The sequence below is a fragment of the Sphingopyxis sp. H050 genome (assembly GCF_001468265.1).
Taxonomy (GTDB): domain Bacteria; phylum Pseudomonadota; class Alphaproteobacteria; order Sphingomonadales; family Sphingomonadaceae; genus Sphingopyxis.
The window spans coordinates 418,560-439,601 of the sequence record NZ_LNRZ01000003.1; the positions used below are offsets into that span (position 1 = coordinate 418,560).

The 21,042-nt window shown below is 66.7% G+C and carries 19 protein-coding genes; 14 read left to right on the plus strand and 5 right to left on the minus strand.

The genetic code is table 11. The features are described 5' to 3' along the window. Positions 1 to 143: 143 nt before the first annotated feature. The 5 genes from ATE67_RS08160 to ATE67_RS08180 all read right to left on the minus strand — a co-directional run bounded on the left by ATE67_RS08160 (position 144) and on the right by ATE67_RS08180 (position 5,351). Positions 144 to 1,667: a fumarate hydratase gene (locus tag ATE67_RS08160; RefSeq protein WP_058816217.1), complete on the minus strand. Its 1,524-nt coding sequence runs from the start codon at positions 1,665 to 1,667 to the stop codon at positions 144 to 146. Positions 1,668 to 1,738: 71 nt separating this feature from the next. Beyond that, the gene (locus tag ATE67_RS08165) at positions 1,739 to 2,533 is read right to left on the minus strand and encodes a hypothetical protein (RefSeq protein ID WP_231728085.1); all 795 of its coding nucleotides are present in this window, start codon (positions 2,531 to 2,533) and stop codon (positions 1,739 to 1,741) included. A gap of 4 nt (positions 2,534 to 2,537) precedes the next feature. Next, positions 2,538 to 3,002, minus strand: a complete 465-nt coding sequence (locus tag ATE67_RS08170) for a Fur family transcriptional regulator (RefSeq protein ID WP_058816219.1) — start codon at positions 3,000 to 3,002, stop codon at positions 2,538 to 2,540. Positions 3,003 to 3,107: 105 nt separating this feature from the next. Next, positions 3,108 to 3,542, minus strand: coding sequence for a MerC domain-containing protein (locus tag ATE67_RS08175; RefSeq protein ID WP_082660271.1), 435 nt, complete (start codon positions 3,540 to 3,542; stop codon positions 3,108 to 3,110). Between the two features lie 141 nt (positions 3,543 to 3,683). Beyond that, the gene (locus tag ATE67_RS08180; protein WP_058816220.1) at positions 3,684 to 5,351 is read right to left on the minus strand and encodes an AMP-binding protein; all 1,668 of its coding nucleotides are present in this window, start codon (positions 5,349 to 5,351) and stop codon (positions 3,684 to 3,686) included. 124 nt (positions 5,352 to 5,475) lie between these two features. Here ATE67_RS08180 and ATE67_RS08185 point away from each other — a divergent pair, with 124 nt between their 5' ends. The 14 genes from ATE67_RS08185 (at position 5,476) to ATE67_RS08250 (ending at position 21,038) form a co-directional block, all read left to right on the plus strand. After that, positions 5,476 to 6,009, plus strand: coding sequence for a hypothetical protein (locus ATE67_RS08185; RefSeq protein WP_058816221.1), 534 nt, complete (start codon positions 5,476 to 5,478; stop codon positions 6,007 to 6,009). A 29-nt stretch (positions 6,010 to 6,038) separates the two neighbouring features. Further along, positions 6,039 to 7,871: an aminodeoxychorismate synthase component I gene (gene pabB, locus ATE67_RS08190; protein WP_197411908.1), complete on the plus strand. Its 1,833-nt coding sequence runs from the start codon at positions 6,039 to 6,041 to the stop codon at positions 7,869 to 7,871. 97 nt (positions 7,872 to 7,968) lie between these two features. Further along, positions 7,969 to 9,180 carry a pyridoxal phosphate-dependent aminotransferase gene (locus ATE67_RS08195; RefSeq protein ID WP_058816222.1) on the plus strand — a complete coding sequence of 404 codons (1,212 nt, stop codon included), beginning with the start codon at positions 7,969 to 7,971 and terminating at the stop codon, positions 9,178 to 9,180. Positions 9,181 to 9,464: 284 nt separating this feature from the next. Beyond that, entirely contained in the window at positions 9,465 to 10,139 is a 675-nt protein-coding gene (msrA, locus tag ATE67_RS08200) for a peptide-methionine (S)-S-oxide reductase MsrA (protein WP_058816223.1), read from the plus strand. A gap of 171 nt (positions 10,140 to 10,310) precedes the next feature. After that, positions 10,311 to 11,420, plus strand: coding sequence for a serine hydrolase (locus tag ATE67_RS08205; protein ID WP_231728086.1), 1,110 nt, complete (start codon positions 10,311 to 10,313; stop codon positions 11,418 to 11,420). Between the two features lie 3 nt (positions 11,421 to 11,423). After that, complete coding sequence (locus ATE67_RS08210) at positions 11,424 to 11,735, plus strand: hypothetical protein (protein WP_058816225.1); 312 nt, start codon at positions 11,424 to 11,426, stop codon at positions 11,733 to 11,735. 232 nt (positions 11,736 to 11,967) lie between these two features. Beyond that, positions 11,968 to 13,176, plus strand: coding sequence for an ADP-forming succinate--CoA ligase subunit beta (sucC, locus tag ATE67_RS08215; protein ID WP_058816226.1), 1,209 nt, complete (start codon positions 11,968 to 11,970; stop codon positions 13,174 to 13,176). A 229-nt stretch (positions 13,177 to 13,405) separates the two neighbouring features. Next, positions 13,406 to 14,155 (plus strand): electron transfer flavoprotein subunit beta/FixA family protein, encoded by a 750-nt coding sequence (locus ATE67_RS08220; protein WP_058816227.1) that lies wholly within the window; start codon positions 13,406 to 13,408, stop codon positions 14,153 to 14,155. Beyond that, the gene (locus tag ATE67_RS08225; protein WP_058816228.1) at positions 14,152 to 15,081 is read left to right on the plus strand and encodes an electron transfer flavoprotein subunit alpha/FixB family protein; all 930 of its coding nucleotides are present in this window, start codon (positions 14,152 to 14,154) and stop codon (positions 15,079 to 15,081) included. Before ATE67_RS08220 ends, ATE67_RS08225 begins: the two co-directional genes overlap by 4 nt. Positions 15,082 to 15,083: 2 nt before the next feature. Beyond that, positions 15,084 to 16,424 carry a DUF389 domain-containing protein gene (locus ATE67_RS08230; RefSeq protein WP_058816229.1) on the plus strand — a complete coding sequence of 447 codons (1,341 nt, stop codon included), beginning with the start codon at positions 15,084 to 15,086 and terminating at the stop codon, positions 16,422 to 16,424. A 98-nt stretch (positions 16,425 to 16,522) separates the two neighbouring features. Then, entirely contained in the window at positions 16,523 to 17,803 is a 1,281-nt protein-coding gene (locus ATE67_RS08235; RefSeq protein ID WP_058816230.1) for a serine hydrolase domain-containing protein, read from the plus strand. Between the two features lie 101 nt (positions 17,804 to 17,904). Beyond that, positions 17,905 to 18,819: an energy transducer TonB family protein gene (locus tag ATE67_RS08240; protein WP_058816231.1), complete on the plus strand. Its 915-nt coding sequence runs from the start codon at positions 17,905 to 17,907 to the stop codon at positions 18,817 to 18,819. An 8-nt stretch (positions 18,820 to 18,827) separates the two neighbouring features. Next, positions 18,828 to 19,616 (plus strand): enoyl-CoA hydratase, encoded by a 789-nt coding sequence (locus ATE67_RS08245; protein WP_058816232.1) that lies wholly within the window; start codon positions 18,828 to 18,830, stop codon positions 19,614 to 19,616. A 90-nt stretch (positions 19,617 to 19,706) separates the two neighbouring features. Then, complete coding sequence (locus ATE67_RS08250) at positions 19,707 to 21,038, plus strand: phosphotransferase family protein (protein ID WP_058816233.1); 1,332 nt, start codon at positions 19,707 to 19,709, stop codon at positions 21,036 to 21,038. Positions 21,039 to 21,042: the final 4 nt, after the last annotated feature.

Genomic DNA, 21,042 nt, shown 5'->3' on the forward strand with positions numbered 1-21,042 from the left:
CCCCTGCAGTGTCTGTGTCGCGGGGAGTGTTCTTCAAATTGAGCGGCATAGCAAGGCGGCACCGACGAGATCCCGGCCTGCGCCGGGATGACCGAAGAGAAACGTGGTGCCTCGCCCTTGAAGGCGGCGCAATAACCCAGCTATCAAGCCTTCTCCAGCAACCCCTCGTCGGCGATCCGCTTCTGCCAGAGCTTCGGCGCGTTGACGTGGACGTTCTGGCCCTCGCTGTCGACCGCGACGGTGACGGGGAAGTCCTTGACCTCGAATTCGTAGATCGCTTCCATGCCGAGGTCGGCGAAGCCCACGACCTTGCTTCCCTTAATGGCGCGCGCCACGAGGTACGCCGCACCGCCGACCGCCATCAGATAGGCGCTCTTGTGCTTGGCGATCGCCTGCGTCGCGGCGGGGCCGCGTTCGGCCTTGCCGACGCAGGCGAGCAGGCCTTGCTCCAGCATCATGTCCATGAACTTGTCCATGCGCGTCGCGGTCGTCGGTCCCGCCGGGCCGACGATTTCTTCGCCCACCGGATCGACCGGGCCGACATAATAGATGACGCGGCCTTTGAACTCGACGGGCAGCTGCTCGCCCTTGGCCAGCATATCGGCGATGCGCTTGTGCGCGGCGTCGCGGCCGGTGAGCATCTTGCCGTTGAGGAGCAGCCGGTCGCCCTGCTTCCAGCTTGCGACCACTTCGGGGGTCAGCGTGTCGAGGTCAACGCGGATCGCGGCCTGATCGGGCTTCCAGTCGATTTGCGGATAGTCCGCCAGCACCGGTGGTTCGAGGAAGACCGGGCCGCTGCCGTCGAGCGTCACATGCGCGTGGCGCGTCGCGGCGCAGTTGGGGATCATCGCGACGGGCTTCGACGCGGCGTGCGTCGGCCAATCGGCGATCTTGACGTCGAGCACGGTGGCAAGGCCGCCGAGCCCCTGCGCGCCGATGCCGAGCGCATTGACCTTTTCATAGAGCTCGATGCGCAGCTCCTCGGTCGGGTTCGACGGACCGCGCGCGAGCAGCTCGGTCATGTCGATCGGATCCATCAGCGACTGCTTCGCGAGCAGCATCGCCTTTTCCGCGGTGCCGCCGATGCCGATGCCGAGCATGCCGGGCGGGCACCAGCCGGCGCCCATCTGCGGCACCATTTCGAGCACCCAATCGACGATCGAATCCGACGGGTTCATCATCTTGAACTTCGACTTGTTCTCGCTGCCACCGCCCTTGGCCGCGACGTCGATCACGACCTTGTTGCCGGGGACCATCTCGACGTTGAGCACCGAGGGCGTGTTGTCCTTGGTATTCACGCGGCTGAAGGCGGGGTCGGCGAGGATCGAGGCGCGGAGCTTGTTGTCGGGGTGGAGATAGGCCTTGCGCACGCCCTCGTCTACGACCTGCTGCAGGCTGCGCGGGCTGTCGAGGCGGCAGTCCATGCCCCATTTGATGAAGACGGTGACGATGCCGGTGTCCTGGCAGATCGGGCGGTGCCCCTCGGCGCACATGCGGCTGTTCGAGAGGATCTGCGCCATCGCATCCTTCGCGGCGGGCGAGACCTCGCGCTCATAGGCGGCGGCAAGCGCGCGGATATAGTCCATCGGATGGAAATAGCTGATGTACTGGAGCGCATCGGCGATCGTCTCGATCAGATCGTCCTCGCGGATGGTGACGCTATTCATGGGTGCAGCCCCCTCTGCCTGATTTCAGGATTCGGGTTTCCCTAGACCCGGCGGGCCGGGGTGGGAAGGGGTTAGCGCCGGCGGCGGCCGAACAGCTTGCGCGCCGCCGGAGCGGCCGCCGCGACGCGGGGCCGAGGCACCGGCGCGCCGAAATCGACGAACGGGCGCTTGCGGACGAGCGCGCGCCAGCACGCGATCGCCGCGGAGATCAGCAGCACCGCCCAGCCGCCGCCGATCGCCGCCACCAGCGTCCATCCGAAGCTTTCGGGCGCGACGAGGCCCATGACGGTCGGAACCGTGGCGACGATCGCGAGCGAGCCGAAGAGCAGCCCCCAGCGGCCGACCTGCGCCAGCGCGAGGCCGATGGCGACATTGGCGAGCGCCAGCAGCAGGAACTTGACCGCGACGGGCCAGGGCAGGCTCGCCATCGCCGGCGAATAGTCTCCCGCGGTGAAGGCGGTCTGGATGTCGAAGAGCAGCCAATTCTCATAGGCGTCGGCAAGCGCCGCCAGGACCGGCAGCCCGGCGGCGGCGAGCAGCGGCCGCGACCTCAGTTCGCGGGCGAACGCGACCAGCCCCGAGGCCAGGAACCCGGCGTAGAGCAGCATGTAGAGATAGTCGCGCTCGTTCCCGGTGCGCATCGCGGCGAGCCGCGCGACCTGCATCGGATCGCTGTCGGGGCCGAACACCGCGAGCAGATCCTGCTGCCCGCGCACAAATTCGAACGCGAACACCGGGGCGCCATAGCCGGGATGGGCGGAATGGCTCGTTTCGGGAAATCCGAGCGCCGACCCCGCGACCAGCACGGCGATCCCGAACAGCAGCGTCGCAAGCCACCAGCGTGCCGCCGGCAGCGCGGGCGACATCAACTTATTGGCACTCGGCGCATTTGCCGCGCACCTCGATCACCGGGCGCTCGGCGGCGAAGCCCGTCGCCTCGGCCGCCGCGCGGACGCCGCCCGCCAGCTTGTCGTTATCGACATGGACCGCACTGCCGCAGCTGTCGCAGATCAGGAAGATGCAGTCGTGGAGGCAGCCGGGATGGCTGTTCGCAACGAAGGCGTTGGCGCTCTCGACGCGGCGGACCAGGTTGTTCGCGACGAACAGGTCGAGGATGCGATAGACGCTGTTCGGCGCGACCCGCTTGCCGCGCCTTTGCGACACGATGTCGGCGATCTCATAGGCGCTCGCGGGCTTGCCGATCTCGGCGACGGCGTCGAAAATCTCGGCGCGCATGTCGGTCCAGGCTTCGCCGCCCTTTTCGAGCGCGGTCTGCGCCGCCCTGGCGAGCGAGGCGCCGGTCGCCTCGACATGCGGATGTTCATGCTTGCCCATGGCTTTTCCTTATGCGCGGATACTTCGCGCGTCCTTGCCCCTGTTCAGCACAATGTATGTTGTTTGAGGGGCACCCGCAAGTTGCGGGCGCTACCTATCCGCGCGTTAACTGCGCGCGCGGCGGTTGAGGTCGTGGCCAAGCGCGACGACCGCGACGCCGATCATCGTCGCGAGCACTTCGCTGCCGTCGTGCGGCCGCGACAGCGCGCCCGCCATCATGCCGAGCCCGAAGCAGCCGACGCCGAACGGCATCATATAGCCATGGCTCAGCACGCCCGAGACGAGGGTGATGAGCGCGAAGCCGATCGCGATGACGAGCCCGATCTCGTGGAACAGGTGGCTTTCGAGGAAGACGCCGCCGACCGACGCGATCGAGGCGAAAAAGATCGTCGTTGCAAGGCAATGGACGAGGCAGAGCCCCGACAGGCCCATTGCGAGCTGGTCGCCGCTGAGCGACGTCAGCGGCCGCGAATCGCGCGCAGCCCGGACCAGCGCGCCGAGGCGCGGCCATGCATGGCTGTGACTGGCGACTTGGGTCACCCGATTCTCCGTTGGTCCAACTACGAGCCTTGATATGGCATAACATGACCGAGGTTACAATATCTCATTGTAACAAAATATCGTCGCTGCTCGGCTTTGCCGTCACCCCCCACCCACGCAGGCGGGTTTAAGAAAGCGGGGTCACGTCGTCGCCTCCGCCCGCAGCGCCTTCCGATCGAGTTTGCCGATCATCGTCTTGGGCAGGTTCAGGCGCACCTCGACCGCGCTCACCCGCTCATGCTTGCCAAGCTGTGGGTTGAGCCACGCCGCGAGCGCTTCGCCCGACACCTGAAAGCCCTCCTCCAGCGTCACGAACGCCTTCGGTACTTCACCGCGATAGGAGTCGGGCACCCCGAGCACGATCGCTTCCTTGACCGCCGGATGCTGGTGCAGATGCGCCTCGATCACGCTCGGATAGACCTTGAACCCGCCGACGGCGATCATGTCCTTCAGCCGGTCGACGATGCGGATATAACCCTCTTCGTCGATCGCCGCGACGTCGCCGGTGCGCAGCCACCCGTCCGCGGTGAAGCTGTCGAGGTCGGCGTCGGGGCGGTTCCAATAGCCCTGCATGATCTGCGGGCCTTTGACCGCCAGCTCGCCGGGTTCGCCCACGGGCGCGGCCTTCGACGGGTCTTCCTTGTCGAGCAAGCGAATGTGCGTCGCGGGCAGCGGCTGGCCGATCGTGCCGGGCTTGACCGGACCGTCATAGGGGTTGGTCGCGACGACGCCCGAGCTTTCGGTCAGGCCATAGCCCTCGACCAGCGAGGCGCCGGTGAGGGCGACGAATTTCTCGCGCAGCTCGGCGGGCATCGGCGCGCCGCCCGAGATGCAGACGCGCAGCGACGAGAAATCGGTCTTCGCAATATCGGGATGGTCGAGCAGCGCCTGATACATCGTCGGCACACCGGGCAGCGCGGTGGCCTTTGTCCGCGTGATCGTCTGCAGCGCCGCCTTGGCGTCGAAGCGCGGCAGCATCGCGATCATCCCGCCGTTGAGGACGGTGCGGTTGAGGACGCAGGTGTTGGCGAAGACATGGAAGAAGGGCAGCACGCCGAGGATGCGGTCGTCGGCGCCATGATCGGGATCGATCGCATTCACCTGCCGCGCGTTGGCGGTCAGATTCTGGTGCGTGAGCTTGGCACCCTTCGGCGTGCCGGTCGTGCCGCCGGTATATTGGATCAGGGCGATGTCGGTTTCGGGATCGATCGCGACGGCTTCCGGCTTCCCGTCATTGTCGGCGAGCGCCGAAAAACGGATGACGCGCGGATCGGCGGGAAGCGCCGTGACCTCGCTTTTCTTGAACAGGCGGTAGAGGATCGACTTGGCGGCGGGGAGGCCGCCCGCGACCGATCCCACGATCAGGCGCTTGAGGCTGGACCCATCGAGCACCTTGAGCGCGGTCGGCAGCAGCGCGGCGGCGCTGATCGTGACCAGCGTGTCTGTCCCCGAATCCTCGACCTGCGCTTCGAGCTCGGCGACGGTATAGAGCGGCGAGAAATTGACCACCGTCGCCCCGGCGGCGAGCGCGCCATAATAGGCCGCGACATAGTGCGGGACATTGGGCAGGAACAGCCCGACGCGGCTGCCCTTGCCGACGCCCTGCAGTTGCAGCCCGCGGGCAACGCGCGCGACACCGTTGGCGACCTCGGCATAGGAAAAGCGCCGCCCCAGAAAATCGAGCATCGGTGCATCGCCGCGCTTCGCGACGCTGGCGGCGAGCATCGCGGGAAGCGACAGCGGCGCGAACGGCTGGTCCCACGGGGTCGGATGGCGATAATCGTGCGACCAGTCGTGGGGGCTGTTCATCGAGGTGGGGGACCCTTTGTGCGCGTTATTGACATCACTCTAAGCAAGCCGGGACGCCTCCGCAATCTTGCGGCGCAGCAATGCGGCGGCTAGTCAGGGACGTCATTCTCGCCAGGGGTTTTCCATGCTGCAGCCGATTTCGCGTTTCGCCGCGCCGTTCGTCCTTCTTGTCGCCATGGCGACGCCCGCGGCCGCCAAGGACAAGGCGCCCCCCGCGACGCCCGCGCAGATCAAGGAGCTCTATGCGTGCCGCGACCTCGCCGATCCGGCCGCGCGGCTCGCCTGTTTCGACCGCGAGGTCGGCGAACTGTCGGCCGCCGATCAGGCGCGCGAGATCGTCTTCACCGACAAGGAAACCGCCAAGAAGACGCGGCGAGGGCTGTTCGGATTCTCCTTCCCCAAGCTGGGCGGAATTTTCGGCGGCGACGACGAAGAGATCAGCGAGATCGACACGGTGATCCGCTCGGTCAGCATCGACCGCTCGGGCAAATATACGCTCGTCATGGAAGATGATGCGGTGTGGACGCAGATCGACACCACCAAGCTGCCGCGCCAGCCGAAGCCGGGGCAGAAAATCCATATCAAGACCGCGACGATGGGCAGCTATTTCGCGACGATCGAAGGCGGCCGCGCGATCCGCCTGAAGCGCGACCGCTGACATCGCCGCCTTAGCTCTGCGAATTGACGATGGCGGGTGATGCGGTGATTCCCGTACCGGGTCCCGATTGCCCGCCGTTTGTGCTGCTCGACGACGCGCGCACCGATGGCGCCGCGGCGGCGCGGCTGTTCCTGAATCCCGCCGACATCCTTGTCGCGGCATCGGCGGCCGAAGTGCCGGCGCTGCTCGCGAAGCTGGAGGCGGCGCAGGCGCGGGGGCTGCATGCGGCCGGCTATCTCGCCTATGAGGCGGGCAAGGGCCTTGCCCCGGCATGGCGCGGTGCGGTCGAGGCGAACGGCGGGGGGGCGCCGCTCGGCTGGTTCGGGCTGTTCGAGCGGGTCGAGCGGATCGCGGCGGACGCTGTTCCCGCGGCGCTACCCGATCCCGCGAGCGGCTGGGTCGGCAAGGTCAGGCCGCGCGTGGCGCGCACCGACTATATCGCCGCGATCGAGGCGGTGTTGGGGCTGATCCGCGCCGGGGACATCTATCAGGCGAACTACACCTTCCGTGCCGACGTGCCCGTCGCGGGCAATCCGCTTGCCGTCTATGCGCGGCTGCGGCGGACGTCGCGTGCGGGCTATGGCGGATTTATCTGGACGGGCAGCCAGGCGATCGCGTCGCTGTCGCCCGAACTCTTTTTCGCGCTGCGCGGGCGGCAGGTGATGGCGCGGCCGATGAAAGGCACCGCTGCGCGGGGGGGCGACGCCGAAAGCGATGCCGCCACCGCGCGCGACCTCGCCGTCGATCCCAAGCAGCGCGCCGAGAATCTGATGATCGTCGACCTGATCCGCAACGACCTGTCGCGCGTCGCGGTGCCGGGAAGCGTCGCCGTGCCCGATCTGTTTCGGGTCGAGAGCTTTCCGACGATCCATCAGCTGGTCTCCGATGTCGCGGCGACCTTGCCGGCATGGGCAGGGGCGATCGACATCTTGCGCGCCGCCTTTCCCTGCGGTTCGATCACCGGCGCGCCCAAGGTGCGCGCGATGGAGATCATCGACGAGCGCGAGGCCGATGCCCGCGGCGTCTACACCGGCTCGATCGGCTTTATCGAGGCCGGCGGCGACGCGGCGTTCAACGTCGCGATCCGAACCCTGGTCTTTCCGACGATCTTTCCGTCGCAGACCGGCTTGCAGGATGCGCCGATGTGCGCCACGCTGGGTCTCGGTTCGGGAATCGTCGCCGACAGCCAACCGGCTGAGGAATGGCGCGAATGTCTGGCCAAGGGGGAATTTGTGGGCGCAGCGGGCGAGAGCTTCGACCTCATTGAAACGATGTTTTTCGACCCGGTCGAAGGCGTCCAGCGGCTCGAGGGCCATCTGGCGCGGATGAAGGCGAGCGCCGCGGCGCTGGGCTTCGCCTTCGACCGGCACGGCGCGCGCAACAGCCTGCAGTCGGCGACCTTCCGCCTGCGCACCGCCGCGCGGGTGCGGATGCGGCTGGCGCCGTCGGGCGCGCTCGCGGTCGAGGTGTCGCCGCTGCCCCGGCTCGCCGAACTGCCGGTGCCCGTCGCCGTGCGGCCCGCGCCGATGGCGGCCGACGACTTCCGCCTCGTCCACAAGACCAGCCTGCGCGCCGCCTATGACGAGGTCCGCAAGGACAGCGGCGCGGTCGAGGTGGTCTTCATCGACGAGCCGGGGTTCGTCACCGAGGGCAGCTGGAGCAACATCTTCGTCGAGCGCGACGGGCAGCTGCTTACCCCGCCGCTGTCGCTCGGACTGCTGCCCGGCGTGCTTCGCGCCGAGCTGATCGAAAAGGGCCGGGCGGTCGAATCGCACTTGCGCCTCGCCGACCTGCAGGATGGCTTTTTCATCGGCAATTCGCTTCGCGGCCTGGTGCCGGCGCGATTGATGGATGCTGCATAGCTAATTTATCCGATGCTGCGCTTGCGAAACGCGGGCGAAGGCTCTAGGCGCGGCCGCGCAATTTCCTGTCAATTTGCCTGCGAAGGAAAGCCTGTCCATGTCGCTGAAGCCGCATATCTCCGCCGCGCTCAATCGCATCCAGCCCTCGGCGACGCTCGCGATGACCGCGCGGGTGGCCAAGCTGAAAGCGGACGGGGTCGATGTGATCGGCCTGTCGGCGGGCGAGCCCGATTTCGACACCCCCGATTTCGTCAAGGAAGCCGCGATCGAGGCCATTCGCAACGGGCAGACCAAATATACGCTCGTCGACGGCACGGTTGCCCTCAAGGAAGCGATCCGCGGCAAGTTCCGCCGCGACAACGGGCTCGACTATGGGCTCGACCAGATCACGGTCAACGTCGGCGGCAAGCACACCTTGTTCAACGCGCTCGTCGCGACGGTCGACAAGGGCGACGAGGTGATTATCCCCGCGCCCTATTGGGTGAGCTACCCCGACATCGTCGCCTTTGCGGGCGGCAAGCCGGTGGTGATCGAGGCGTCGGCGGCGCAGAATTACAAGATCACGCCCGCCCAGCTCGACGCAGCGATCACCGAAAAGACGCGCTGGGTGATCTTCAACTCGCCGTCGAACCCGTCGGGCGCGGCCTATTCGCCGGAGGAGCTCGACGCGATCGGCGACGTGATCCGCCGCCATCCGCATGTCATGGTGATGACCGACGACATGTACGAGCATGTCTGGTACGCCGATTTCGCCTTCTCGACGCTGGCGCAGCGCTGCCCCGACCTCATCGACCGCATCCTGACCGTGAACGGCTGTTCAAAGGCCTATGCGATGACCGGCTGGCGCATCGGCTATGCCGGCGGTCCGGCGTGGCTGATCAAGGCGATGGGCAAGCTGCAGTCGCAGTCGACCTCGAACCCCTGCTCGATCGCGCAGGCGGCGGCGGCCGCAGCGCTCGGCGGGCCGCAGCAGTTTCTCGACGATCGCAACGCCGCGTTCAAGAAGCGCCGCGACATGGTCGTCGCGATGCTCAACGATGCGCCCGGCCTGTCGTGCCCGACCCCCGACGGCGCCTTCTATGTCTATCCCGACGCCAGCGGTTGCATTGGCAAGAAGACTCCCGACGGCAAGCTGATCGACACCGACGAGGCGCTGATCGACTATTTCCTCGACAGCGCGCGGGTTGCCGCGGTGCACGGCGGGGCCTTTGGCCTCTCGCCGGCGTTCCGCGTGTCCTATGCGACATCGGAAGCGGTGCTCAAGGAAGCGTGCGTTCGCATCCAGCAGGCGTGCGCGGCGCTGAGCTGAGCTGATGCATGCTGGGCGACCGCATTCCTGAATGTCGCACAACAACCCGGTTCACCGGATAGTAAGCCCTTTTGCGTAAGGGTGACCGTCATCACTGCACGGCTGGTCGGGGCGCTCCATATCGTCGGTGTAACCACAGCGGCACCAGCCGCGAAACAGATGATATGAGAAGAGGCTTCTATGCTGTCCATGCTCCGCTCCGACTGGTTTTTGACCATGCTCGCCGGCTTTGCGATCGGCGCGACGCTCGTCGTGCTGAACCAGCCGGGTCTGCCGATTCCGGCGTGACCACGCTCCGGCGTTCGCTCGCCGCACTGCTTGCGGCGGCGATACTATCGCAATGCGCCCCCGCGCAGGCCGAAAGCGTCGTCAAGCTGCCCGCCGCGCAGGTCGACCCCGCTGTCAAGGCGAAGCGCGCCACCGCGGTGCTCGCGGGCGGCTGTTTCTGGGGCGTTGAGGGCGTGTTTTCCAACGTCAAGGGCGTCATCTCGGTCGAATCCGGCTACCATGGCGGCAGCCAGGCGACCGCCAAATATGAGCTGACCCACGACGGCACTTCGGGCCATGCCGAGGCGGTGCGGATCGTCTATGATCCGAGCCAGGTCAGCTATGGCACGCTGCTCCGCATCCTCTTTTCGGTGGTTGCCGATCCCACGCTGAAGAATCGCCAGGGCCCCGATAGCGGCCCGCAATATCGCGCTGCGATCGTCCCGATGGATGCGACGCAGCGGCAGGTCGCGACCGCCTATCTGGCCCAGATCGCGCGCGGCAAATATTTCGCCAAGCCGATCGTCGTGCCGGTCGAGACCTACAAGGCCTTCTATCGCGCCGAGGCGAACCATCAGGATTTCATGCGCCGCAACCCGACCAACGGCTATATCCTCCGCTGGGACGCGCCGAAGCTCGCGGCGCTGAAGCGGCTGTTCCCCGACCTCGTCCGGAGGACGCCTGCCCCCTGACCGGCGGGTTCCGCGCTTTGTCGCGGCTGATGAATCGTTCGTCGCAAATCGCTGGTTCCGTCAGCCTGCGTACAGGACGGTTGCCGCACCAGAGGGGTCTGGGATCAAGGCGTCGGTCGCAACCGCGGGGTTCGAATGAGATTGAGATTTTCGGGCAGACCTCTGCTCGGCATGGTTTTGGGTGGCGGATTGCTCGCCGGATGCGTCAGCAGCGCCGCGGTCGTGCCGCCGCCACGCCAAGCGCAACCGGCCTATAGCGGCAAAACTTCGGTGACGGTCCCGATCGGCGCGCCGGTACGCGCTTCGGCTGCGGTCCCCGCGCCGCGCGGGACGCTCGACGCCGGTTTCCGCCGTGCGCCTGCGGGCCTCAACGACCGGCTCTACGCGCTGTGGCGTTCCTTTCCCGGCAAGACCGGCATCGCGGTGCAGCGTATCGACGGCGAATGGGCGCTCGCCCAGCGCGGCGGCGACCTGTTCCCGCAGCAGAGCGTCTCGAAGCTGTGGGTCGCGATGGCCGTGCTCGATGCGGTCGACAACGGCCGGATGACCCTGGACCAGCGTGTGCGCATCGGCCCCGAGGATCTGGTCGTTTTCCACCAGCCGCTCGCAAGCCGCGTCCAGGCCCAAGGGTCGGTGAGCATGAGCGTGCGCGACCTCATCGAAACCGCGATCACCCAAAGCGACAATCTGGCGAACGACAGCCTGCTCCGCACCGTCGGCGGACCCCATGCCGTGCGCGCCTTTGTGTCCAGAAAGGATCTGGGATCGATCCGCTTCGGCCCGGGCGAGCGGCTGCTTCAAGCCGGTACGGCGGGGCTCACCTGGCAGCAAAGCTATGCCAACGGCCGCAATTTCCAGGCGGCGCGCGCCGCGCTGCCGATGGCGACGCGTCAGGCCGCGATGAACAAATATCTCGCCGACCCGGTCGATGGCGCCAGCCCCTCGGCGATCGCCAGCGCACTGACCCGGCTCGCGCGCGGGACCTTGCTGTCGCCGCAATCGACCGACTATCTGATCGGCGTGATGAGCCGGACCAAGAGCGGTCCGAAGCGGCTCAAGGCGGGCCTGCCGCCGGGCTGGACCTTCGTCCACAAGACCGGCACCGGGCAAGATCTCAATGGCATGACGGCGGGCTATAACGACATCGGCATCGCGACGGCGCCGGACGGAACGCGCTATGCAATCGTCGTGATGATGGGTAGCACCACCTCTTCGATTCCGGCGCGCATGCAGTTGATGCAGGCGGTGTCGGGCGCCGTTGCCGAATTTCATGGACGATAGACGATGCGGATAGCCGCCCTTCCCCTGATCGCCGCCGCGCTGATGCTGGCCGGCTGCGCGACCCCCGAGGCGCGGCTGCGCACCGGGCTCAACAATGCCGGCCTGTCGAAGGCGATGTCGGCCTGCATGGCCGAGCGCATGGTCGATCGTCTGTCGCTGCTCCAGCTCCGCCGCCTTTCGGCGCTCGGCAGCCTGAAGGACAAGCGCGTCACCGATCTGACGCTCGACCAGTTCTTCCACAAGGTCCGCGCGCTCAAGGATCCGGAGATACTGACCGTGTCGACCAGCTCGGCGGCGCTTTGCGCGCTGCGCTGACGACTTAGCCTGCACGTCGGCCATTCGTCATCCCGGCGAAGGCCGGGATCTCATCCTCGCGTCCTGATGCACCGGCGCGATCCCCGCCTTCGCCGGGATGACGGAGTGGCAAGGCGGTCGGTCTCAGCTGATAGAATCTCTTGTCGTCGCAGGGGTAGCCTTGCCGCGCAACTTGTGCTTATGCGGCGCCAAACTTCTCCCGCTCCCAGAGTCGAAAGGCCCGGCAGACCTCATGAACATCCACGAATATCAGGCGAAAGAATTGCTCGCGAAATTTGGCGTCGCCGTGCCCAAGGGCATCGCCGCGATGAGCGTCGAGGAAGCCGTCGCCGCGGCGAAGCAGCTCCCCGGGCCGCTCTATGTCGTGAAGTCGCAGATCCACGCGGGCGGCCGCGGCAAGGGCAAGTTCAAGGAACTCGGCCCCGATGCGAAGGGCGGCGTCCGCCTCGCTAAGACCATCGAGGAAGTCGAAAGCCACGCCCGCGAGATGCTCGGCAACACGCTGGTGACGATCCAGACGGGTGAGCATGGCAAGCAGGTGAACCGCCTCTACATCACCGACGGCGCCGACATTAAGCAGGAATTCTATCTCGCGCTGCTCGTCGACCGCGGGTCGAGCCGCATCGCGGTCGTCGCCTCGACCGAGGGCGGCATGGACATCGAAACCGTCGCGCACGACACGCCGGAAAAGATCCACACGATCACCATCGACCCCGCCACCGGCCTGCAGCCGCACCACGGCCGCAGCGTCGCCGCGGCGCTCGGGCTGGAAGGCGACCTCGCCAAACAGGCTGCCAAGACGCTCGCCGGCCTGTATGCCGCGTTCCTCGGCACCGATGCCGAGCAGATCGAGATCAACCCGCTCGCCGTCTGCGAAGGCAAGGACGGCGACGAACTGCTCGTGCTCGACGCCAAGGTCGCGTTCGACGGCAATGCGATGTTCCGCCACAAGGACCTCGCCGACCTGCGCGACCTGACCGAGGAAGACCCGGCCGAGGTCGAGGCGTCGGAATATGACCTCGCCTACATCAAGCTCGACGGCAACATCGGCTGCATGGTCAATGGCGCGGGCCTCGCGATGTCGACGATGGACATTATCAAGCTGAACGGCGAATTCCCCGCCAACTTCCTCGACGTCGGCGGCGGCGCGAGCAAGGAAAAGGTCACCGCGGCGTTCAAGATCATCCTCAAGGACCCCGCCGTGAAGGGCATCCTCGTCAATATCTTCGGCGGCATCATGAAGTGCGACATCATCGCCGAAGGCATCGTTGCGGCGGCGAAGGAAGTGAATCTGGGCGTGCCGCTGGTCGTCCGCCTTGAGGGCACCAATGTCCAGCAGGGCAAGGACATCCTCGCCAATTCGGGCCTGCCGATCGTCGCCGCCAACGATCTGGGCGACGCGGCGAAGAAGATCGTCGCCGAGGTTCGCAAGGTCGCGTGATAGCTGAATCCTCTCCCCTCGGGGAGAGGATAGGGAGACTTGGGCCGTCAGGCCCTAGTCGGACTTGGCGAGGGTCCGTAACGTTTCTTACCCTCACCCAGCTCCGACTAGGCAGCAAGCTGCCAAGGCTGCGCATCCCTCTCCCCCAAGGGGAGAGGGTCAAGGTTGACGTTTACGTAAACGCCAATTATGGCGCGGTGCACAATTTACTGAGAGGAGCTTTTAGCCCATGAAAATCCTCGTCCCCGTGAAGCGGGTGCTCGATTACAACGTGAAGCCGCGGGTCAAGGCCGACGGCACGGGCGTTGACCTGGCCAATGTGAAGATGTCGATGAACCCGTTCGACGAGATCGGCGTCGAAGAAGCGATCCGCCTCAAGGAAAAGGGCGTCGCGACCGAGATCGTCGCCGTGTCCGTCGGCCCCGCGAAGGCGCAGGAAACGCTGCGCACCGCGCTCGCGATGGGCGCCGACCGCGCGATCCTGGTGCAGACCGACGATGAGGTCGAACCGCTGGCGCTCGCCAAGATCTTCAAGGCGATCGCCGATGCCGAACAGCCGGGCCTTGTCATCCTCGGCAAGCAGGCGATCGACGGCGACAACAACCAGACCGGCCAGATGCTCGCCGCGCTCACCGGCTGGGCGCAGGGCACCTTCGCCAGCGCGGTGAATGTCGAGGGCGACCATGTCAGCGTGACCCGCGAAGTCGACGGCGGCCTCGAAACGGTGAAGCTCAAGCTTCCCGCGATCGTCACCACCGACCTGCGTCTGAACGAGCCGCGCTACGCCTCGCTGCCGAACATCATGAAGGCGAAGTCGAAGCCGCTCGATACCAAGACCCCCGCCGATTACGGCGTCGACACCGCGCCGCGCGTCAAGACGGTCAAGGTTTCGGAACCGCCCGTCCGCTCGGCCGGCGTCAAGGTCGCCGACGTCGATGAACTGGTTGCCAAGCTGAAAGCGCTGGGAGTGCACTCATGAAAACTCTGGTTTGGGTCGAACATGACGGCAGCGCCGTCAAGGACGCCACGCTCGCTGCGGTAACCGCCGCGTCCAAGCTTGGCGAAGTCCATCTGCTCGTCGCCGGTTCGGGCGTCGATGCGGTCGCCAAGGAAGCCGCGCAGATCGCCGGCGTCGGCAAGGTGCATGTCGCCGACAACGCCGCCTTCGGTCACAACCTGCCCGAAAATATCGCGCCGCTGGTCGCCGAACTGATGGCGAGCCACGACGCGTTCGTTGCGCCCGCCACGACGACCGGCAAGAATATCGCGCCGCGCGTTGCCGCTTTGCTCGACGTGATGCAGATTTCGGAAATCTTGTCGGTCGAGGGTCCGAAGACCTTCACCCGCCCGATCTATGCCGGCAACGCGATCGCGACCGTTGAATCGTCGGACGCCAAGCTGGTCCTGACCGTTCGCGGCACCGCGTTCGACAAGGCCGCCACCTCGGGCGGTTCGGGTACGGTCGAAGCCGTTTCGGCCGGCGGTGACGCCGGCATCTCCAGCTTCGTCGGCGCCGAAATCGTCAAGTCGGAGCGACCCGAGCTGACCTCGGCGAAGATCATTGTCTCGGGTGGCCGTGCGCTCGGCTCGTCCGAGAAATATCAGGAAGTGATCGTGCCGCTCGCCGACAAGCTCGGCGCCGCGCTCGGTGCTTCGCGCGCCGCGGTCGATGCGGGCTATGTCCCCAACGACTATCAGGTCGGCCAGACCGGCAAGATCGTCGCGCCGCAGGTCTATTTCGCGATCGGCATCTCGGGCGCGATCCAGCATCTCGCGGGCATGAAGGATTCGAAGACGATCGTCGCGATCAACAAGGACGAAGACGCCCCGATCTTTCAGGTCGCCGACTTCGGTCTGGTGGGCGATCTGTTCACCGTCGTTCCGGAGCTGACCGGCAAGATCTGATCGTGGCGGGCGACCATCCCGGCGTGCCCGGTATCGGGTCCGACTCTTTCAGTGCCGGGGGGCGCCGCGCGACGCGCGGCAAGCCGGGCGAAGCCGATGACGAAGCGGCCGGGGGCGACGCCCACGGCCGCTCGTTGATTCTGGCGAGCGTCGCGCGCGATGCGCGGCTCGACAGGAAATTCCTGCTGCTGATCATCTTGGCGGCGATGATCGCGACGCTCGGCCTGCTGCAAAGCTCGACCGCAGTCGTCATCGGTGCGATGCTCGTGTCGCCGCTGATGGGGCCGATCATGGGACTCGGCTTCGGCCTTGCGACGATCGAAAGCAATCTGATCAAGCGTTCGCTGGTGACGCTCGCCGCCGGGATGGCGGTCGCGATCCTCGTTGCGATGCTGATCATCTGGCTGTCGCCGATCAAGGACGTCACCCCCGAACTCCGCGCGCGGACCCAGCCGACCCTGCTCGACCTGGGCGTCGCGGTCGTTGGCGGGATCGCGGGCGTCTATGCGATCATGCGCAAGCTGTCGGGGGTCATGGTCGGCGTCGCGATCGCGACCGCGCTGGTGCCGCCGCTGTCGACCGTCGCCTTCGGACTGGTCACCGGACGGTTGGATTTCGCGCTCGGCGCCGCGCTGCTGTTCCTGACCAACACGCTCGCCATCGCCTTTGCTGCAACTATCGTCGCGCGGTTCAACCATTTCGGCCCGTCGCTGACGCGGCAGCATACCGCGATGCAAGTCGCGGGGATCGTCGTCGCGCTCGGCATATTGTCGATCCCGCTCGCGCTGTCGCTCAACGGCATAGCGCGCGAGGTGCGGGCGCGCAGCATCGTGCAGTCCGAACTGAACCGCCTGCTCGGCGACGGCGACCGCGTCGACAGCCTGAATGTACGGACCGAGAATGACGAGGTGGCGGTCGACGGCGTCGTGCTCGTCGATCAATATGCCGCGCGGCTCAATGACGATCTGGCGGCCAAGGTGCGCAGCGAGCTCGACCGCGCGGGCCGAGTCAATATCGTGCAGTTGCGGCAGCAGACCAACGCCGCGGTTCAGTTCGAGGAGCGGCTGAACCAGCGTATCGCGACGCTCGAGCAGCGCGACGACGACAGCCGCGCGATCCTAGCCGGGCTGACCGTCGGCGACCTGCTGCCGCGCGATCGCGTGCTGATCGACGCACAGGCCCGCCGCGTGATCGTCCAGCGCGACCAGGAGACCGAGGGTGAGCAGGTCGCCGCCGCGATCGACCGCATCATGGCGTCGGTGCAGGCGACGCATCCGCAGTGGCTGATCCAGAATGGCGCGCTGACCGCGGTGGAGCCCGCGACGGAACCGGCGGGGCGCTGAACAGCTTTCGCAGACCTATTCGGGTTGACCTGTCGCGCCCGATCGCATGTGATGCACCATGATCCGCGGTGAACGGCCGGGGGCAGGGGAGAGACGATATGCGCGGCAAGCGGTTGGCGCTGGCGATGATGATGGCGTGTGCGGGATCGGGCCCGATTGCTCTGCCAAGCTATGCGCAGACGGCGCCTTCCGAAAAGCTGACGATCGACAAGGCGCGGATCGATGCCGCGCTGAAGGCGATGATCGCCGACGGACGCGCCGCGGGCGCCTCGGCGCTGATCTGGCAGGATGGGCGCGAGGTCTATTTCGGCAGTGCGGGCATGGCCGACCGCGACGCGAAGCGCCCGATGCGCCGGGATACGATCGCGCAAATCTATTCGATGACCAAGCCGGTGACCGGCGTCGCGCTGATGCAGCTGTGGGAAGCCGGCAAGTTCCATCTCGACGATCCGCTCTCCAAATATCTGCCCGAATATGCCGATATGCGCGTCTATGCGGGCAAGGATGCGGCGGGGCAGCCGCGCTATGTGCCTGCCGAACGGCCGATCACCGTGCGGGACATCCTGCGCCACACCGCGGGCTTTGCTTATGGTGCGGGGCCGACCCCCGCGCACGACGCCTATGTCGCGGCGAACCCGCTCGCGCTGGCGATCCCTCTGTCCGAGTCGAGCCGGCGGCTGGCGAAGGTGCCGCTGCTCTATCAGCCGGGAACGCAGTGGGAGTATAGCATTGCGGTCGACGTGCAGGCCGCGCTGGTCGAGAAATTGTCCGGCGAGCGCTTTGCCGACTATGTACGCGGGCATATCTTCGAGCCGCTCAGGATGACCGAGACGGCCTGGCGGCAGCCGGATGACCGGCTACCGCGCTTCGCTGCGATGAACGTGAAGAAGGACGGCAGGCTCGTCCAGCAGAGCGATGCCGAGGCGCGGACGCTGAATTTCCAGGATCATGCGCTCACCCCCGGCGGCTTTGGCCTCGCCTCGACGCTCGATGATTACCAGCGTTTCGCGCGGATGCTGGTCAATCAGGGCGAGCTTGACGGCGTCCGCATCCTGCAGCCCTCCACCGTGCGACTGATGGCGACCGACCAGCTCGACCCCGCGATCACCGAACGCGCCTGGCTGCCCGGCAAGGGGTCGGTCGGGTTCGGTTTCGACGTCGCGGTCCGCAAGGCTGCGCCGCAGACGCCGCAGGAGAATCGCGGCGCCGTCGGCGAATTTTTCTGGGACGGCGCCGCCTCGACGCTGTTCTGGGTCGACCCGGCGAACAAGCTGACCGCGGTCTTCTTCGTTCAGAGCATGCCCTTCGACGGGACGCTCCACCGCGATTTCCGCGCCGCGGTCTATGGCGCGACCTATACGGGACCGCCCGGCGACTGATTGCCGGTCCTGGGGGGGCAGGGCGAAGCGCTCGACCTGTCGGTGCGGGTAAGCATTTCCGCGCTCTTGCGCTTCGCCGCGTCCAGCGGCAAAATATCCCCATGGGGAGAGAGATTTACCATTGGTCGGTCGCGGCCGTCATTGCCGTGCTGATGCTGCCTGCGCCCGCTGCGGCCAAGGAGCCGCTGCGGCTGAAGCCCAGCTCGAAATGGAACGTCCATTATGCCGAGGACAGTTGCCGCATGGGACGCAGCTTCGGCGAGGGCGACCAGAAGGTCACGATGATCATCGACCGCTATCAGCCGGGCGATGATCTGAAAGTGAGCTTTATCGGCAAGCCCGCCGACGCCTATGCGGTCCAAAGCGAGGCACAGCTCCGCTTCGGTCCCAACGAGGAATGGCAGGGCGTGCCCTTTTTTCCGGCGACGCTTGCCGACAAGACGCCGACGCTGATCCTGCGCAACACCCTCCGCATCGCGCCGCGCGCCGAGGCGGAAGTCGATGCCTATCAGGCGGCGGTCGAGGCCGGCACCGACGACAGCTTCACCTGGTCGACGATCAGCCCCGAACGGGAGGCGGCGGTGACCTTCGTCGAAGTGAAGCGGGCGGTGCGGCGGCCGTTCATCCTCGAAACGGGCAGCATGGGCGCGCCCTTCGCGGCGCTGCGCAAATGCAACGATGAACTGCTGGCGCATTGGGGCATCGACGTCGCCCGCCACGCGACGCGCAGCCGGACGGTGGTGCCGAAGGAGAAGCCCAGTCGCTGGCTGCGGTCGGCGGACTATCCGATACGACTGCTCGCCGAGGGCAAGCGCGCGATCGTCCATTTCCGCCTGACCGTCGACGAAACCGGCAAGCCCACCGACTGCAACATCCAGCAATCGACGCGCCCCAAAGGCTTCGACGAGGCGGTGTGCAAGGGGCTGATGAAACGCGCGAGCTTCGAGCCGGCGCTCGATGCAGAAGGCAAGCCGCTCGCCTCTTATTATATCAGCACCGTCATCTTCCTGATCTAGGATCGTCCATGTCGCTTCTTCTCGTTACCCGCGGAGACGGCGTTGCGACCGTCACGTTGAACCGTCCCGAGGCGATGAACGCCCTGTCGCGCGCGCTCCGCGCCGAACTGGCCGCCGCCATGCGCGAACTCGCCGCCGATCACAGCGTCCGCGCGATCGTGCTGACCGGCGCGGGCGAGCGGGCGTTCACCGCCGGGCTGGACCTTAAGGAACTGGGTGCCGACACGAGCAACCTCGGCGCAGCCAATGCCGAGGGCGCCGAAGAGAATCCGGTGAGGGCGATCGAGCTGTGCCCGCAGCCGGTGATCGGCGCGATCAACGGCGTCGCGATCACCGGGGGGTTCGAGGTCGCGCTGGCGTGCGACATATTGATCGCCTCGACCCATGCGTGCTTTGCCGACACCCACGCGCGCGTCGGCATCCTGCCCGGTTGGGGCCTGTCGCAGAAATTGTCGCGCGTCGTCGGGATCAGCCGCGCGAAGGAATTGTCGCTGACGGGCAATTTCCTGGATGCGGAGGCTGCGCGCGACTGGGGACTCGTCAACCGCGTTGTGGCGCCCGCCGAACTTTTGCCGGCGGCGCAGGCCCTCGCGCGCGACATCGCGAGCATCGATCCCGCCACCGTGCGAACCTATAAAAGGCTGATTGACGATGGCTATGCGCTGCCCCTCGGCGAAGCGCTGGCGCTCGAGCAGCGCGTCTCGGGCGCCGCGAATCGTCGGGTTACGGCCGAGGAGGTCGAGGCGCGGCGTCTCGCCGTGATCGCGCGCGGGCGCGAGCATTCGGGACCGCGATAGGAGGAGCGTCGACTGGGTGCCGGTTGGCGCGCCCGACCCTGACGCTTTTGGTGGCTTGCCGTTTACGTAAACTGCAAGCAATATCGCGGCATGACCGATCTGCCCCAGGCCTTGGCGAGCGTCATGACCCGCGTCGCGGGACCCGGCGCGCTGTCCGGGCTCGGCCGGCTGTCGGGCGGCGCCAATATGGAAAGCTGGGCCTTCGATTGGGCGGGCCGCGGCTATGTGCTGCGCCGCGCGCCCTCGGCCGATTATATGGCGGAGCGGCCCTATGGCCACGCCGACGAGGCGGCGCTGGTCATGGCCGCGCATGCGGCGGGGGTGAAGGCGCCCGAGGTGGTGGGCGTGCTGGCCGCTGACGACGGCATGGGCACCGGCTATGTCATGCGCCGCGTCGTCGCCGAAGTCAGCCCGGCGAAGATACTGGCCAACCCGCCGCCCTCCCTGCTTGCCGACCTGGGCCGCGAACTCGCGCGCATCCATGCGATCCCGCGCGAGACGATTCCTGCTGCGATCCCGCTGATGGACACGGCCCAGGCGCTTGCCGAACTGAAGGCGCGTTTCCTTTCCTATGGCGGCGACCGCCCCGCGATCGCGCTGGCGGTCAAATGGTGCGAGGACCATCTGCCCGCGCCCGCCGATCCCGTGCTCGTGCATGGCGATTATCGCATGGGCAACATCATGGTCGATGCGGACGGCCTCGCGGTGGTGCTCGACTGGGAACTTGCGCATCGCGGCGACGCGCACGAGGATCTCGCCTTCGGCTGTATGACGGTGTGGCGTTTCGGCCGGCTGGACCGGCCTGCCTTCGGAATCGGGAGCCTCGAAGACTATTTCGCGGCCTATGAAACAGCTGGGGGGGCCAGGGTCGACCGCGACCGTTTCCGCTTCTGGCTGATCTACCGCACGCTCTGGTGGGCGCTTGGCTGCCTGCAGATGGGTCAGGCGTGGCGCAGCGGCGCCGACCGCACCGTCGAACGGGTCGTCGTCGGCCGCCGCACCGCGGAGCAGGAGCTCGATTTGATTCGCCTGCTCGGCGAAGAAGCGCCCGCAGCCGAGCGTGCACGAGGCTTGCCGCCCTCGCCGCCACCGGGTTCCGATCTGACAGGCGAGCCAACCAACCGCGAGATGGTGCAGGCGGTACGCGACTGGATCGAGGGCGCGATCAAGCCAAAAGCCGAGGGACACGCCAAGTTCGAGGCGGTGGTCGCGATGAACGCGCTGGGCATCGTCATGCGCGATCTCGACGCGGGCGTGCGCGCCGAGGACCAAGCGCTGTCGGCCGCCCTGATGTCGGGTGAGACGACCCTCGCCGAGCCCGGACTGCTCGCGAGGCTGCGCCGCGCGGTGCTCGACAAATGCGCCGTTGACAGTCCCAAATATGCGGCGCTCGCCGAGGCGCGCGCGGAGTGGAACGGATAAGACC

Bases quoted from the DNA above. Each gene is read 5' to 3' on its own strand.
- ATE67_RS08205 (WP_231728086.1), top strand. From the start codon at position 10,311: ATGGTTTTGGGTGGCGGATTGCTCGCCGGATGCGTCAGCAGCGCCGCG.
- ATE67_RS08225 (WP_058816228.1), top strand. From the start codon at position 14,152: ATGAAAACTCTGGTTTGGGTCGAACATGACGGCAGCGCCGTCAAGGAC.
- ATE67_RS08210 (WP_058816225.1), top strand. From the start codon at position 11,424: ATGCGGATAGCCGCCCTTCCCCTGATCGCCGCCGCGCTGATGCTGGCC.
- ATE67_RS08170 (WP_058816219.1), bottom strand. From the start codon at position 3,002: ATGGGCAAGCATGAACATCCGCATGTCGAGGCGACCGGCGCCTCGCTC.
- ATE67_RS08250 (WP_058816233.1), top strand. From the start codon at position 19,707: ATGACCGATCTGCCCCAGGCCTTGGCGAGCGTCATGACCCGCGTCGCG.
- pabB (WP_197411908.1), top strand. From the start codon at position 6,039: ATGGCGGGTGATGCGGTGATTCCCGTACCGGGTCCCGATTGCCCGCCG.
- ATE67_RS08180 (WP_058816220.1), bottom strand. From the start codon at position 5,351: ATGAACAGCCCCCACGACTGGTCGCACGATTATCGCCATCCGACCCCG.
- ATE67_RS08245 (WP_058816232.1), top strand. From the start codon at position 18,828: ATGTCGCTTCTTCTCGTTACCCGCGGAGACGGCGTTGCGACCGTCACG.
- ATE67_RS08240 (WP_058816231.1), top strand. From the start codon at position 17,905: ATGGGGAGAGAGATTTACCATTGGTCGGTCGCGGCCGTCATTGCCGTG.
- ATE67_RS08185 (WP_058816221.1), top strand. From the start codon at position 5,476: ATGCTGCAGCCGATTTCGCGTTTCGCCGCGCCGTTCGTCCTTCTTGTC.
- ATE67_RS08195 (WP_058816222.1), top strand. From the start codon at position 7,969: ATGTCGCTGAAGCCGCATATCTCCGCCGCGCTCAATCGCATCCAGCCC.
- sucC (WP_058816226.1), top strand. From the start codon at position 11,968: ATGAACATCCACGAATATCAGGCGAAAGAATTGCTCGCGAAATTTGGC.
- ATE67_RS08160 (WP_058816217.1), bottom strand. From the start codon at position 1,667: ATGAATAGCGTCACCATCCGCGAGGACGATCTGATCGAGACGATCGCC.
- ATE67_RS08165 (WP_231728085.1), bottom strand. From the start codon at position 2,533: ATGTCGCCCGCGCTGCCGGCGGCACGCTGGTGGCTTGCGACGCTGCTG.
- ATE67_RS08220 (WP_058816227.1), top strand. From the start codon at position 13,406: ATGAAAATCCTCGTCCCCGTGAAGCGGGTGCTCGATTACAACGTGAAG.
- ATE67_RS08235 (WP_058816230.1), top strand. From the start codon at position 16,523: ATGCGCGGCAAGCGGTTGGCGCTGGCGATGATGATGGCGTGTGCGGGA.